The sequence below is a fragment of the Mesorhizobium humile genome (assembly GCF_033977215.1).
GTDB lineage: Bacteria > Pseudomonadota > Alphaproteobacteria > Rhizobiales > Rhizobiaceae > Mesorhizobium > Mesorhizobium humile.
In genome coordinates this window covers 124,858-139,173 of sequence record NZ_JAVIIV010000016.1, presented here as the reverse complement: position 1 = coordinate 139,173, position 14,316 = coordinate 124,858, and the positions used below count along the sequence as shown (strand labels likewise).

Here is a 14,316-nt window from a genome sequence, read left to right as displayed (position 1 = left end):
GCCGAACTATGGTCGAGATGCTCAATCTGGAAGTTGCCAGGGCGCGTCAGCGCATCAATCGAGCAAACCGCTCGCTCAGCCGGGCAAACGAGTTGGCGGACGAGTGCGGCGGGGTTGCTATCAACCTGACTCTCTGCAACCGCATCCGCGTCGAACAGCAGCGCGTGATCGATGCGCGCGCCCGCTTTATGAAGCTCAATCCCGAAGCACGCTATTGAGGGAATTTGCCATGCTGTTTGAACCGCTCAATTCGGACGGCCGAACGCGAAGCGCCCTCTACCATGCCGCAAGGTTGGAGATGCTGCACAAACGGGTTGTGACGCGTATGGAGCGAACAGACCACGCGGCGGACGAGGTCGAGGCGGCGGCGGAATTGCTCGTTGAAGCTGTTCAACCGTCTGGAAAAGCCCAGACGCTCGGCATGTAGTGCGCCAGCGGTCGGTCTTGGCTCTCCTCCAGGTTGGCGTTCAGCCGGCCGTCGATGATATACAGCACTTCAATCATAGGAATTTCTCCCCTTCGCCACGGTGCTCGTAGCAGAACCAGTACGATGGTTGTTTCGGCCGCCCGAAACCCCAACCGGCATCCTTGCCGCATTCGGCATGCTCGCAGCGTGCCCGAGCGGGCCGCGCCGGCGCTGCTGGATGGTCTCACCGGTGCGAGTGGCCTCGTCGCTCATCCGTAGCGCCGACCGCGCGGGCTGCCCTTCATCTTGTCCAATTCATCCTGCAGGTGGCCGTTGAGCACGATCATCTCCTTCAGCGCCTTCACGGTGTCGCCGCCGTGAAGCTTGATGAACTTGTCGGCAACCTGTTGCAGCGCTGCCTCCCTGGCGGCTGTCCAACCTGACGATGTGATCCATGGCCGTTATCCTAGAACAAGGAAGCCTGCGCTGGCGGCTCGCCTGGAAACTTGATCTGCGTTTCCGGCTTCTCAACGATCACCAGCGTGTCGTCCGGCGCCGGCCGCTGTAGCTTCTTCGCCTCCGACCAGGGGGCGGTGAGCCACAATTCGGTTTCCTCCGGCGTGGTCAGGATCACCGGCATTGCCTTCTCGTGGATCGGCTTGATGAGCGCGTTGGGATTGGTCGTCAGGAAACCATAGATTTCGTGGTCGCCGGGGCCTTCCTTCACCTTGCGCACGCCGTGCCATGGCGTCCACAGGCCGGCGAAAAAGAACAGTGGTCGCTCCTCGCTGACCGCGAACCAGAAGTTCTTCTGGATCCCGGTTTCTGGATCCTTGTCGCCCGGTGTCGGCGACGGCTCGGCAAAGCTCGTCACCGGCACCACGCAGCGGTTCTCGACGCCGAGATAGGGCTGCCAGTGGGCATACTGCGGATTGCGGACATTGGTTGTGCCGGAATCGGCGTTGCCGCGCATCCGCTCGGGGGGCGTTGGCATGCCCCATCGAAGCCTGGCGAGCTCGCGGCTGCCGTCGGCAGCATTGCGAACCACCGGAGCAAATTGGTTTGGGTAGATGTCGATCGAGGACTCTAAGTTGCCGGAGATGTCGCGGAGCGTCCGCGTCCACTGGCGGATCGCCTCCTGGCTGGTCGTGATGTTGTAGAGATTGCACATGCCTAGCTCCGCAGGGCTTCGGGCACGCTGAGCGGCCCCATTTCCAGAATTCGTTCATAGGCGCCGGAGCGCCACCATACGCCGCGCGCGCGACCGTTCTTCCTGTCTCGCTTCGGATCGAACTTGATACCGCCGAAGTGGTCAAGGAAGGCCGCTGCGGCTGCGCTATCGGAAAAGCAGTGCAGCCGCCATTGTTCCTGCTTGCCGTCCTCCCAGATCGCGATTACGGACCTGATCCGGCATTCGAGGCCGTGCTCTTCGAGGAAGCGCCGGATCAGCGTGAAATTGTGACCGGTGCAGATATCGTCGGGCAGGGCGGCCTGGTGCGGCATCTCGCGGTCGATGATCGTAGGCGCCGGGATGCCGCGGCTTCGCGTGACCATCAATGCTGCTGGCGGCGCGCCTTCATTCGGGCGGCTTCCGTCAGATTGATCTCGGCTTGGTCGCAGATCGCCTCCGCGAGCGACAGCTGCAACTCCAAGTCTTCTGGGTAGCACGCCGCGACCCAGCATGCCATCAGTTCCGCAATGGCCTTTTTCTGGCTGACATCGGACAGGCCGCGCAACTGCTTGCCCATCTTGCGTGACGCGAGATGGATGGCGGGCAACTCGCGCTTGATGATAGCGAAGATTTCGGGTTGGTCGGCTTCGATGGCACGTAGGGGCTTCATTGGAAATTCCTCCATCTCGCCTACAGTGAACGAAAAGAGAACATTGAATCAAGAGACCTCTTGACGTCACAGGAATATGTTCCTCATTTCAGCATATGCCGGAACAACCAGAGAAGTGGCCGCGAGGTGCGGTCTGGACGCTGACGCATGCCCATGATGCGGGGCAAGCGTGCGGCATCCGCTGCGGTAAGTGCAATCTCAAGCGCTTCTACAAGCCGCTAGAGCTGCGCGAGGTCATCGGCAATGTCACGATCGATGAGGTTCGGGAAAAGGTTCGGTGCCAGCAATGCGGCAGCGAATGGATGGACGCCGAGCTGTTCCATCCGACCGGAGAGCAGGCGCACACGATCCGGTATAGGCGCCTAGTCCAAATCCGCTGGGAGAAGCGTGTGATCTGGCGAGATGAATAGACCCGCTAGAAGGCAAGCACCGTCAAGTTGTGGAATTCTTCAAAGCGGCCAGGGAAATTGCGTGCCAGATACCGCACCACCTTGGAATTATCCATCAGCCGGCCGAAATACCGGCTCGCGGTGATGAGTTCCAGGCTCAACGGGCCGCGCCGGTCGAGCGCGTTTAAGAATGCGCGGTTAATCTCGGCCAATTCGGACACCATTTCTGCCCTCCGGTCCTTGGAAAGGCTGGCGAGCTCAGGTTGCGGATGGATATCTTTAACCAGGAACGACGGTGGCGTGAGAGCGACGAGCATCTTCACGTAGTTGACGCTGACCGGCCCCCTGGCAATCATCAAGCGAGCAATCTCTATTTGCCTGACCGGAAGCACCACCCGCAGCAATGCGAAAAGCCCTGCCGGCCCGGTGCAATCCCTCAGCAGACTGAGGACTTCTGGGCAAATCTCTCCGGCTGAAATCGGATTGGCCTCCCCGGAGATAGGTTGCGATGAGGTCCGCGCAGGTGGAAAGCCGCTGATTCTCAGCCCCAATGTATTCGGCATTGTTGCAAGGCCTTCGGATGCCAACAGCGCACGGAATCGCCGGTCGCCCGTTATCAGGCGAACCGTCACGACGATCCTGTCCAAACGGTGCTCCAGTTCCTCCACCTCTGCGATGAAGGCACGCTTGCGTGTGCGCTCCGCGTCGTAAATCTTCAGAAACTCGGGAGTGGAACGGCGCATCTTCGGGCGCATCTGATCGGAGGCCAACGCCCCCGCATGCCGGCGGTCGTTGTTGAGGAGAAGCTGGTAGGCAACTTCTCGTTTCAGCCGCTTTGGGGTCATATTGCCATCTCGACGGCCGCTCGCTCCGCCAACACAACCAGCGGGGTGAGCGTAGGGAAGACATATGAATCCAGACGCGCCCCGTTATGGGCGTGCAGATCAGGTTTGCCGGCGATCTCACCCACGGGAGCAATCAAATAGTCTCGAATGGCCAGGTCGCCGGGACTCATCCGGATCAGGACAAAGATGTCCGACAGCGGCTGCCGATCAGCCTTCGAAAACCAGCGCGGATAACCGAAGTGGGAAACCCTGCAGCGTGCTATTGCTATCGCCACGGTTATCTCCTCGTTGATCCACACGAGGCCCGTCTCCGCCTCATAGGCCGCAACGGCGCCCCGCTTTTCAACTTCGGCCAAGAAATCCTGAATCACCTGCAGTTTCACGGTGTCCAGTCGTCGATTGACGCTGATGTGGCGGTAATTCTTGGGCGCTTGGTATCCGATCAGCTCATAGGCCTTGCCGAGGGATCCAAAACGCCACCAGTATCGTTGGGCCGGCGGGCAATCGGGATCGCCATCAATGATGAAGGTTGACAGAGCGCCACGGCGTGCCAGCAGCGCCTTTAGGGCGTCCAACATCTCCTGATTGGACATGTGGCGATGGATGGTCTTCAGCAAAGTCTGAGCTCGCTTGAATAGCTTGCGGTCGACGATCGGCTCGAGGACGTTTTCTACACGGAGCCACTGGTCGGGAGGATTGTGGAACCGATGGCCTTTGAGCTTGGTCGATCCCCTATTCCAGACGCTGTTGCCAATGTAATTCTCGTTAGTCAGCAGCGAGTGCACCGATTCCCTCGTCCATGGGCGCCCCAGGTCGGTCAGCGCGCCGCGCTTGTTGAGCGTTCGGGCGACTTCAAGCTGTGTTTTTCGAGTTCTTACAAAATGCTTGAAAATCCATCGTACCGTCGCGACCTCGTCGGGCGGCCCGTGGATCAGAACGATGCGATCGGATTGCAGGTTCTTGTACTCGTATGACGAAAGGATACCTTTCGGATGCCCATGTTGGTCGACAAGCAGGCGCCGCAGGCCAAATCCCGCTTTGCCGCCCTGCCGAAAACCCATCCGGATTAGCCTCGCCTGGCCGACGAAGACTTTCTGCGACAGCATTCTGCTGTGCTCCGCAGCCATGCTGCGTTTGATCGCCTTGAGCACATCAGATCCGATGCTGCCGTCGTTTGCGAACTGTTCGGCGCAAAATTCGATCCGGACGCCAGCCATCTGGCATCGATACTCATATGCAGCGCTCTCATCTATATTCTGGAAGCGCCCCCATCGGCTCACATCGTACACCACGACGGTCTCGAAATCGGCATTCCCACTCTCGACGTCAGCGAGAAGTTGCTGAAGCCCAGGGCGGCCTCCGAGATTGAGGCCACTGCGCCCCGCATCCTCGTAGCTGGCAACGATCTCGTAGCCCATGATATCCGCATAGTCGCGGATGGCATCCCTCTGGTTTTCGATCGAGTAGGTCTGGTGCTCGGTCGACATACGAAGATATTGAGCCGCGCGAACCCTGCGCCTCCCGGCAGGAGGGTCGCGGGCCGTTGCAACCTTATCCATCGCCTTGCACCGTCGTGCTGGTGCTTTAAAATAGCGGTCGATGACCGTGCGGCAAGGGAACGGAATGCGTCAGTACGTCGGGCTGATCCACAAAGAGGACGCCAGTGATTACGGAGTGTCTTTCCCTGACTTCCCCGGTGTTGTCGCGGCTGGCGCAAGTCTCGCCGAGGCGCGCGAGCTAGCCGAACAGGCGCTTGCTTTCCACGTTGAAGGTCTCATCGATGACGGCGAGGCCCTTCCCGTTCCCACCTCCGTTGCACAAATCGAGGCAGACCGGCCGTCGAGATATCACAACCATCATGGTTCCATTGAGGATTCGCTAAAGGTTACTGCCAAGAGAGCCGCCTTTCCCGTTTGGCAACCATGGCGTTCAACTGCCGGGAAACCGTGATTCACTTCGTGAGCCGGCGCGCCGCCGTTCCGCCGCAATGCGACCGCACTTGGCGATTCCGCCCCCGTTTTCCAGTCCCTGGGGCTTCAGAGGAGTTCTAGTGATGATCATTAAGAAGGCTATTCTGGCGGTGCTGATGACCGCAGCACTCGCCGGCTGCGAGACGCAGACCGAAGGCCAGCAGCGGGCCACTACCGGCGCGCTGATCGGTGGCGCCGGCGGCGCACTGGTCGGTCAGGCGATCGGCGGCAACACCAAGAGCACGGTAATCGGTGCTGCCAGCGGCGCGCTGCTCGGCGCCGTCGTTGGCTCGGCCACCACCCCGCAGCGCCGCGGCGACCAGCTCTGCCGCTATCAGGACCGCTACGGCCGCATCTACACCGCGCCCTGCGACGACCGGTATTACAACGGCAACTATTGATCGTTAGCCACCTTCTCCCCGTTCGCGGGGAGAAGGTCCGGGGTATGAGTGCATTGTCGGTCGCGTGCGCCGCAAAAAGGTTCTTGTGCGACGCAACAATCGATGCGTAGATGGGTTTGGGTGACGCTGGCGGGGTCAGGACGACCGGAGAGCGGAATCTGAGACCCGAGACGAGCCATTTCGACGCGTTGCATGGACTGCGAGGCATCGCTGCCGTTCTTGTGATGCTTGGCCATTTCAGCGAGCTTACGGCGCGGCATCTTGAGCTGGCGCCGTCAGGCTTCCTGGCCGTCGACCTGTTTTTTCTGCTGAGCGGCTTCGTGATTGCCCACGCCTATGACGAGAAGTTCCGGAAAGGGATGTCTTTCTGGGAATTCGCGGAGGCCCGTATCCTCAGGCTTTACCCGTTATATTTCGCCGCAATCGGTGTCGCCATGGTCGGCGTGGGCGCGGTCATCGCAACGCAGGGGCTAAGCTCGTATTCCCGGCTGGATTTGCTTGCGAGCCTCGCGTTTTCCCTTCTTTTCCTTCCCACGCCGCCGTCGCTGTCGGTCGGCCCAGATGTGCTCTTCCCGCTGAACGGTCCGGCATGGTCGCTTTTCTATGAACTGGTCGCCAACGCGGTTTTCGCCGCGCTGGCCCTGAAGCTTGCTCGCCGCTCGCTGGCTGCTATCTTCAGCCTTGGGTTCCTGGCGCTGGCGCTGATGGCCTGGCACGGCGTCATCCTGGGTGGCGGGGCCCATTGGGACGGCACGATCGCGGCTCCCGCCCGGATCGCCTTTTCCTTCTTCCTCGGCGTTTATCTGCGGCGATATGCGACCGGAGACAGCCGGGATGGCAATCTTTACATGCCGATCCTGCTGGCGCTTTGCGCGGGACTGATGATCTTCCGTCCCGCCGGAAATGCGCAATCGTACGACCTGGCGATTATAGTGCTGGTCTGGCCCTGGCTTGTTCTCACGGCTTCCCGCTTGCGGCTCTCGGGCTTCTGGCGCGCGATCGCCCTTTTCTCGGGCAACATCTCCTACGCCATCTATGCGCTTCACACGCCGTTGATCAGGATTGTGAATGTCCTGGACGAATCCGTCACTGGAACCCAGTGGAATCAGCACGGCCTGCCATTCGTAGTGGGAACATCCATTCTCGTCATCGCGGTCTCGGCGTTCGCGCATTATGTCTACGACAAGAATGTCCGGACGCTGCTGCGGCATCTGCTTTCATTGCGGCGCGCACGCGAGGGCGTGACGCAGTTCTAGCCGAAGTCCTGCCGCACCGGCGGCGATCGACGATGCGCCGCCGATGCTACTCGGCAGGACTTGGCTTCAGCAGCGGCTTGCGGGCGAACCGGCGCAGAACCGTGCGACCGAGTTGCTGGCCAGGCATTTCGATGACCCTGTAGGTAACGAAGGACAGGACGCAGACCACCGGCAGCACGATCGCCAGCACGATGGCGAAGCGCAGCGGCGCCGCGAGGCCGTCGCCATAATGGGCAATGACGAGGGCCGCCACGGGTTGCAGAACCAGAAGGTGGATCAGATAGATGCTGTAGGACAGTTCGCCGAGCACACGGAACACGCCTCCGCCCAATGCGATGGCGATCGTTCGCGCCATGGCACCCGCCGTGCCGGGCAGCATCCGATAGAGGACGAGGGCAAAGAACCCAAGCACCAGCGCTTCGCGTATCACGAACTTCGAAAGGCCGTAGCCGTCGCCGAAGGGAATGGCCGCAAGCGCCATGGCCAGCGCCAGATGCAGCAGCGGTCGCGGTTGCCTCTGGCCCAGGACGCCCGCCAGAAGCATGCCGCACAGGAAGACCTGGATCTTCAGCGGCAGCAACGACGGCATCGGGAAATGGACCGAGATCGCATTGAGGATCATCACCACGAAGGCGCCGAGAGCCGCCACGACTATCGCGCTCCAGACCCAGTCGAAACGGCGCACCAAAAGCATGAGCGCCGGGAAGACCGCGTAGAACTGCATTTCCAGCCCGAGGCTCCAGTCGGGCAGCGGCGTCCGGTAGGCAAGGTTCGGGGAAAGGCCGAACAGGAATGTCAGGTGGGCGGCGATGTTCTTCAGGCTGCTGTCGAGGAAGCGCTCGGGCGCCTGCGGCACACGGCCCAGGAATGCGTCGATGACCGTCCGCGATTCATAAAGATACGGGCCGAGCGCCAGCGCGAAGAACATCATGACGTAGAACAACGGCGCGATGCGGAAATAACGCCGCGTCCAGAATTTCAGCCAGGTTTCAGGCCTTTGCCAAGGCTCCTTGTCCTGGCGCAACTGATAGTGGAACACCATCAGGAAGCCGGACAGCATGATGAAGAGATCGACGCCCAGCGCAGGGTCGCCAAGCACCGGGAGATGCCAGCCTGTCAGGAGCAGGCAGTGACCAACCAGCACCCACAACGCGGCGGTAGCGCGAAGCCCATCCAGGCATTCGATTCGCGATGAATCCGTAAGGCTATCGTTCATGTTGCACTGCAGCATGGCGAGCGAGCCCAGAATGTCAACCCTCGATGTCTGTCAGCTGAAATTTGATGCGGTCACGCGCGTCATATCGGCCCACCTAGTCCGGCTTACGGGCTGAGGCTGGATCTGAGCAAGGGGAGGAATACCCGCTGATGGTGTGGGGCTTTGGCCCGAAACTCTGGGTAACAACCTGACCAGTTTCGCGATGTTGCGAATGGCCTATTTGGGGCCGCAAGCCGACCGTCCGCCATTGGGGGAGTTCAGCGACTTGCTGCCATTCGGCAGCCGAAGGTGTGGCCTTAAGTCGCAAACTATCGGCTTCGTATAGCAGGGCCTGGGGCTTCATTGATGCCGCGACCAACACCATATGACGACCCATAGCCTTTCAAAACGAGAGAAGCTCGCCTCGGAGCGGTCGCGCTGCGGCCGTCAGTCCGGTATCGGCTTATGAACTAGGAACCTGAAGACCATCATGCGTGAAAATATCAGACTGACTTCGAGAGACGTCCCCCTCATCCAACTAGGCGTCTATCAGTGCCGCTTCCCGGTAAGCGAAGACCCATCAGTGCCCGGCGGTTATCGTTTTTGTGCTGGGCCAACTTCGGCGGATCGCGTCTACTGTGATCACCACCACAGCATCGTGACTGCCCTCGATCCTCGTCGAGCCCGGCCGGGTCGCCTCTTCGCTCAACGACGCGCCGCGTAGGTCACGTTGGGGGGTGCCGTCCGCGCTTTGGCGTGTGTCGCTTCGTCGTCGAGCATTTCCAGACCTTGGCGTACCTGATGTCGCCTTTCGCGAGGGCTGCCTGGTCCGTACGGATTTTCATCTTCGTCCAATCGACGGCGTGAAAAGCCGCCGGGGGAAATGCCCATGTTGGCCGCCGGCCGAAGGTGAAAGTACGGCAACTTCCAGGCTTGGCGAGAATCGGCGGGCGGCGAGATCCAGGCGCAGTGCCGACTGACGCTTCGCGCCGCAATCAGAACTGGTTCAGCAGGCCACGGGGAAGGTCCAATGCCTTCTTAAGCCAGTTGCGTCGCGGGGCTTCCGCGGCTTTCTGAAATGGCAGTGCTGAGCACCCTTCCTGCATTTTCGTCCACGAAGGGCTATTAAGCACCATGTCGCAACGCGCGAGGTGACCTTGCCCCGCCACGGCCAAACAAGCGAAACTTCCCGCGGGAAACATCTGACCGTCACCTCGACAGGACGAGGCTGAGGCAGCCCTCGGTATCCGGGTAGCGCCGCCAGGACAGTAATCGGCGATCCTGTCCCAGGAAAAAACGTTCTGGTCGTTTTCGCAACGAGCGAGATAGCTATTGGGGCCTGTCGCCAGACAGGAGTACTGGCCCAACTCGAACTCACCATTCGGGGCGAGACACTTCGCGTCCGCCGAGCTTGCCATAGCGACCCCGGCGAATACCGCGGCAGAAACGAACAATCTGACGTTCCGTTGCTTCAAATGCATCCTCCAATCGGACTGATCGCATTTCTGGATTGCGGCATAATTCTGTTCTGGCCTTCAATTCAATAAGCGACGATGCATGGCAGGCGGTCATCGACCAGATCGATAGCCACGTCAAAGCGCGACCGACTAGAGCGTCCATTGCGGCGGGTCACTTCGGGGCCGAGAACGGACCGTCTAATATCGGCAGCACATCGCCGAAGCTGCCGTGGCAGCAGTCACTGGGACCAGTAGTAAGCGATTGATGCGCCGATCACCGCGCCGGCGACGAATCCACCCACCAAGTCTGCCGTGCGGACCGTTGGTGATCACCGCGCTATGCAGCAACACCATGGCCTGGGATATCACCTAAGGTTTGCCTGTGCGTTCTATGTCGAGGGAAGTGCCAGCCGATTGGCCTGCAACGATACGGCGGAAGAACCACAGAATGACTGGGCAGACCAGGAGCATGACGGCGCCGAAGTCGAGCGCGGCGCTTGCGGAACCGAACGACGTGGAAAGCTTTCCGCCGATCGCGGAACCAACCGGGCTTCCAGCATAGAAAACCGTATAGAATATCCCCATTCCGACCGCCCGTGTCTTCGGCTCGAGCACACGCGCAGGAAGGCTCATTATCGCCCCGGCAGGCAAGCCGCAAACGGCCCCGACGGCAATGACGACGGGAAGCACCTGGTCGCTTCGCGACAGAAGAACCGTCAACAGCGCAAAGCCAATGCAACCTGCGACAACGATAGCTTCGCCGCGCTTGGTCAGATCAGCGAGGAAGCCCCCGACGGGAACCGAAATTGCCGTGAGCCAGAGGACGATGCTGATCGTTGGTCCAGCTGCAGCCATGGACCAACCTTGCTCGACGAGCATCGTTGGGCCGAAACTGAAGATCATCACCAAACCGAGATTGTAGAGACACCAGATCGAGCTAGCGGCAATCACCGCACAGACCGTTTCCGAGGTCACACTTCCTCGTTCGCCTTCAACGGAGGCGGCCGCCTCCGGCTCGTGGTAGAAAAAGGCCATGAGGACAAGGCCGATCAAAATCCATCCTGCGACAGCAAGGTTGACGAGATGAAGGCCGAACCTCGTTGCGATCCATGGCAGGAGCATGAGCGAGATTGCGATGCCCACCGGCCACGAGTTAACGAAAATGGCCATCGCTGTTGCAATTTCGCGGCCGGTGAACCAGTCGGCGACCATCTTGGTCATCAGGACGCTCAGGAGAATGCCGCCAGCGCCGGCGATCAGTCGGCCTGCGATTTGCACGCTCCATGACGCCGACGAGGCCATCAGCAATTCGCCTGCCAGCATCGCCAGGAGTCCCGCAAGAACCATCGCCTTGTCGCCATAGCGGCGTCCGATGGTACCACCGGGGAAGGCGAGCAGGACGCCCGGAGCAAAATAGACCCCGATAAGGACGCCGATGTCGGCCAGGCTCGCACCGAGGCTTTGGCTAAGCTGCGGCGCTACGGCCCCTACGCTGCCAAACTGGAACGCGAAGGCGGCACGAGCGACAAACAAGACAGCAAGAATGGTCCAGCGGCGCGGCACTTGAATCCTCCCTAGGACTGACGATCGGCGCATGGTTTTCACCAAATGCGTCGCGGGCTCAGTCCCGTCCACCATTGTTCAACGCTTGCAGATCATGTCGGCCAACGGCCCAGGCCAGCGCCTCTTCGAGTCTGTCGTCACCCCAAAACGTTTCGCCATCCACGACGAAGGCCGGGGAACCGAAAATGCCATAGCTGCGGGCCGCATCGGTTTCAGCCTTGAGCCGCTCGTGGGCACGGGCGCCGTCGGCCTTGGCAATCACATCATCGACATCCTGACCGAGGGGGGCCAGCACATGGCCCAAATGGGCGCGGCTACCCAGTTCCATGCCTTCCAGATACCATGCCGAGAAGCTTGCGATGGTATAGGCCTCGCACCAGCCCTCTTCGGCCGCTACCATGGCGATCCGGTTGGCCAGAAGGTCCGGATCGGTCGGCCAGATGGGCGCCTTGACATAAGGCACGCCGTGCGTCGCCGCGCGCCGCTCCACATCGCGCCACATGTACTTCACCTTTGCCGCCTGAGTGCGGAGGGCAATGTTGTTCTCGGCCATCACGGTTCGGACATTGAAGGGGCGCCATCGAACGGCAACACCCGACTGTTTCGCCATCGCGGCAATGCGCATCACCGACAGATATGCGTAGCCGCTCCCGAAGAAATAGAAGAAGTCGATCTGCTTCATTCCCACCGCCTCCACGGCCGCAGCCGATTCGACACGAACCAATGCCTCAGTCGGTGCTGTTAAGGCTGCACACGCGTATGAGCCATGACCCGTCGGGCTGCCGCTCGAACACGTCGACTGATGTACCGTTGCCGACTTCTAGCCCCTCGGTGTACGTGGCCAGGCACCAAGCCAAGTCACCAGATTTGCCCGCGTGCATCACTGTCATCTTCTTGTCGGTCGCCTCGCTGTGCCCGTTCGTCCAGGTTGCGTGGAGGGCTTCGATCGCGTCGCGGCCCCGAGCAGGAGGCGCATAAGGCGAATGTAATTCGGCATCGGCCGTAAACATCGCGCCGCATGTTTTGGCGTCGCCGGCCCGATAGGCGGCCACGTAGGCATTCCAGAAAATCTGCAGTTCCTCGTGGATCGACACCGCCGGCCCCTCCAGGGGTGAGATTGCTATATTAGCAATTTCTCAGACATGCGACAATTCTCCCATGCGGGGTCGGCCGCCGGCCATCTTCCCATCTAACCGTCATCGCGGTGGCCCCATGGTGGGGGTGTCAGTCTCCCTTCTGGCAGTTTGCGACCTCACACCGCGCACATGTGTCCGCTTACGGGATATCGCAAAGGCGGGCTCTACGTCTGAGTTAAGGCGCATTGCCGACCGGCAGCTTGGGGGCCGACAGCGGACCGTCAGGTATTGGCCGGCATTAGCGACAAGCTGCCGTTCTGCTGCCGACCCATTGCGGCCATTCGAGGCACTGCGGCAGGTTCCTGAGAGTTGACGTTCGCTTCATCTCGCTGACAGTTGGAGCTTTAGTGGACCATGTTCGCCAATCGAGCTTATGGTGTGTGGCTCAACGACTTCGACTGCGCTCCGTGAAGGCGACGAACTCGGTGGTGACAAGCTGCCGTCGCTGGCCGTGTTCATCGGGGATGTTCGGCCGGCGATTGGCTCGAACGTGCTAACCCGCCAAAGAATGCTCGATACCCTGGCCGGGCGGTAGCACCAGAGGGCCTCGGTTCCGCGCGGCGTACAGGATCTCGTCTTCCTCAGTGAGCCCGTTCAAGAACAGCTTGAAAAGGTGAGCCGCCAGTTTCTGGCCGCGCGTGCTGTCGAGCAAAATCCCGCGCTCCTCGCACAGGGTTTTATGGATTCGGGCAAGCATCGCAAGTTCGTCGTCCATGACGATTTGGCCGGGGTACAACATAGCCTTTCCTCCTCGAAAGCTACGAAGCCCGCAGAGTGCGACAAGCATGTGAAGTCCGCAATTAATTTTGATGTGATCGGACAGCTGCCGGGCGTCCTACCTTTTGACCGGATTCCCCCCGATGAGGTCGGCTGCCATTTCGCGCGCCTGGTCGCTCATGCGGCGCATCTGGTCGCGGTTGGCCTTGCTCTTCTTAATGGTCTCCCGAAGGGTCTGGGCCTCTTTCTTGGCCTTCAGATTGTCCAGGATCGCGACGGACTCGGCGAAGATCCCCATGGTTTCCTCTTGGACCCCTATCGCCTTGTCCATGCCCTTTGAAAAACTCTCCAGCTTCTCCGTCACGGTCTCGAAGTCGGCGAGGAACTGGTGTTGACGGGCTCGATTGGCTGTGGCCTGCGCGAACACGGTTCCCACCGATATCAGCGCACCAATCGAGATAAGGAAGCCTAGGACGCGGAAGGCGAATACAGACCAGCTAATTCCGTCTGTATTGGCCCATGCCACGATGGGACTGACGTCGCTCCATGCGGTACCGAGAACTACTACAATCGCACCGGCGCCAATGATGCCGGACCACCGCTTTGGCTGCGCGTCTGCCAAAAATACTCTTCAAACTTGTTGAGAAAGCCTGTGTCGACCATCCAACGCCCCCGTCAGAATTCCTTGCAATAATATGTGAGCAAACCGGTGGCTTTGTAAGAGGTCGACTCTAGCGGAACAAATCAGGAACGTATTCATACCCCGATTAATTGCCGGAGACATCCTATGCCTGCCCGCCACAAAGGTATTCACTCTGACGTCGTCGTCCTCTTCCTTCGCCGTGAGGCCCAGCAAAGCCATGATCGAATAGCGGCGGCCGTAGGTCAGCCCTGAGCCGTATGCCTGCCGACAGCAATGTGACCGAATAAGCCATGGTCGCGATCGAAATCAGTGCTGCGATTTCCATGTTGGTCGAGGACATTCCGGGCGACGTGGAAGGAGCCCTAAGTCTCGGCCGCTCGATGCTTTAAAACGGCCACCAAGCTAGCGCCAGGACGACGCCAGCGGACGCGGCGAAGGCGACGTGACTGCTGTCTGAGCGTCCGCTTTTAGGAAACTGTACCACTAGCCGGAACGAC

The 14,316-nt window shown here is 60.3% G+C and carries 17 protein-coding genes; 6 read left to right on the top strand and 11 right to left on the bottom strand.

Translation table 11 applies throughout. The features are described from left to right. The first annotated feature begins 8 nt into the window (after positions 1-8). Positions 9-218 carry a hypothetical protein gene (locus RFM52_RS22780; protein WP_320293587.1) on the top strand — a complete coding sequence of 70 codons (210 nt, stop codon included), beginning with the start codon at positions 9-11 and terminating at the stop codon, positions 216-218. A gap of 11 nt (positions 219-229) precedes the next feature. Next, positions 230-427, top strand: a complete 198-nt coding sequence (locus RFM52_RS22775; RefSeq protein WP_320293586.1) for a hypothetical protein — start codon at positions 230-232, stop codon at positions 425-427. A gap of 445 nt (positions 428-872) precedes the next feature. Here the strand turns inward: RFM52_RS22775 and RFM52_RS22770 are convergent, their stop codons facing one another. The 3 genes from RFM52_RS22770 to RFM52_RS22760 are packed head-to-tail and all read right to left on the bottom strand — an operon-like array spanning position 873 to position 2,262. Further along, positions 873-1,577 carry an SOS response-associated peptidase gene (locus tag RFM52_RS22770; RefSeq protein WP_320293585.1) on the bottom strand — a complete coding sequence of 235 codons (705 nt, stop codon included), beginning with the start codon at positions 1,575-1,577 and terminating at the stop codon, positions 873-875. 2 nt (positions 1,578-1,579) lie between these two features. Continuing rightward, a complete protein-coding gene (locus tag RFM52_RS22765; protein WP_320293584.1) occupies positions 1,580-1,909 on the bottom strand; it encodes a hypothetical protein in 330 nt (109 codons plus the stop codon). 50 nt (positions 1,910-1,959) lie between these two features. Then, positions 1,960-2,262 carry a hypothetical protein gene (locus tag RFM52_RS22760; RefSeq protein WP_320293583.1) on the bottom strand — a complete coding sequence of 101 codons (303 nt, stop codon included), beginning with the start codon at positions 2,260-2,262 and terminating at the stop codon, positions 1,960-1,962. Between the two features lie 80 nt (positions 2,263-2,342). Here RFM52_RS22760 and RFM52_RS22755 point away from each other — a divergent pair, with 80 nt between their 5' ends. Further along, entirely contained in the window at positions 2,343-2,657 is a 315-nt protein-coding gene (locus tag RFM52_RS22755; protein ID WP_320293582.1) for a hypothetical protein, read from the top strand. 5 nt (positions 2,658-2,662) lie between these two features. Here the strand turns inward: RFM52_RS22755 and RFM52_RS22750 are convergent, their stop codons facing one another. Then, entirely contained in the window at positions 2,663-3,481 is an 819-nt protein-coding gene (locus RFM52_RS22750) for a plasmid partitioning protein RepB C-terminal domain-containing protein (protein ID WP_320293581.1), read from the bottom strand. Continuing rightward, the gene (locus tag RFM52_RS22745) at positions 3,478-5,040 is read right to left on the bottom strand and encodes a recombinase family protein (RefSeq protein WP_320293580.1); all 1,563 of its coding nucleotides are present in this window, start codon (positions 5,038-5,040) and stop codon (positions 3,478-3,480) included. Before RFM52_RS22745 ends, RFM52_RS22750 begins: the two co-directional genes overlap by 4 nt. Before the next feature lie 64 nt (positions 5,041-5,104). Here RFM52_RS22745 and RFM52_RS22740 point away from each other — a divergent pair, with 64 nt between their 5' ends. From RFM52_RS22740 to RFM52_RS22730, 3 genes are all read left to right on the top strand, one after another. After that, a complete protein-coding gene (locus RFM52_RS22740) occupies positions 5,105-5,431 on the top strand; it encodes a type II toxin-antitoxin system HicB family antitoxin (protein ID WP_430699209.1) in 327 nt (108 codons plus the stop codon). 103 nt (positions 5,432-5,534) lie between these two features. Next, entirely contained in the window at positions 5,535-5,852 is a 318-nt protein-coding gene (locus RFM52_RS22735) for a YMGG-like glycine zipper-containing protein (protein ID WP_127234358.1), read from the top strand. Between the two features lie 110 nt (positions 5,853-5,962). Next, positions 5,963-7,108, top strand: a complete 1,146-nt coding sequence (locus tag RFM52_RS22730; RefSeq protein ID WP_320293579.1) for an acyltransferase family protein — start codon at positions 5,963-5,965, stop codon at positions 7,106-7,108. A gap of 46 nt (positions 7,109-7,154) precedes the next feature. Here RFM52_RS22730 and RFM52_RS22725 read toward each other — a convergent pair whose 3' ends face one another. From RFM52_RS22725 to RFM52_RS22700, 6 genes are all read right to left on the bottom strand, one after another. After that, positions 7,155-8,324, bottom strand: coding sequence for an acyltransferase family protein (locus tag RFM52_RS22725; protein WP_320293578.1), 1,170 nt, complete (start codon positions 8,322-8,324; stop codon positions 7,155-7,157). 1,805 nt (positions 8,325-10,129) lie between these two features. Beyond that, positions 10,130-11,323 carry an MFS transporter gene (locus tag RFM52_RS22720; protein ID WP_320293577.1) on the bottom strand — a complete coding sequence of 398 codons (1,194 nt, stop codon included), beginning with the start codon at positions 11,321-11,323 and terminating at the stop codon, positions 10,130-10,132. Between the two features lie 58 nt (positions 11,324-11,381). Then, positions 11,382-12,005: a 2-hydroxychromene-2-carboxylate isomerase gene (locus tag RFM52_RS22715; RefSeq protein WP_320293576.1), complete on the bottom strand. Its 624-nt coding sequence runs from the start codon at positions 12,003-12,005 to the stop codon at positions 11,382-11,384. Between the two features lie 46 nt (positions 12,006-12,051). Beyond that, positions 12,052-12,417 (bottom strand): YybH family protein, encoded by a 366-nt coding sequence (locus tag RFM52_RS22710; RefSeq protein WP_320293575.1) that lies wholly within the window; start codon positions 12,415-12,417, stop codon positions 12,052-12,054. 535 nt (positions 12,418-12,952) lie between these two features. Beyond that, complete coding sequence (locus RFM52_RS22705) at positions 12,953-13,174, bottom strand: hypothetical protein (protein WP_320293574.1); 222 nt, start codon at positions 13,172-13,174, stop codon at positions 12,953-12,955. 120 nt (positions 13,175-13,294) lie between these two features. Further along, on the bottom strand, positions 13,295-13,798 hold the full coding sequence (locus tag RFM52_RS22700) for a hypothetical protein (RefSeq protein WP_320293573.1): 504 nt from the start codon (positions 13,796-13,798) through the stop codon (positions 13,295-13,297). Between the last annotated feature and the right edge of the window lie 518 nt (positions 13,799-14,316).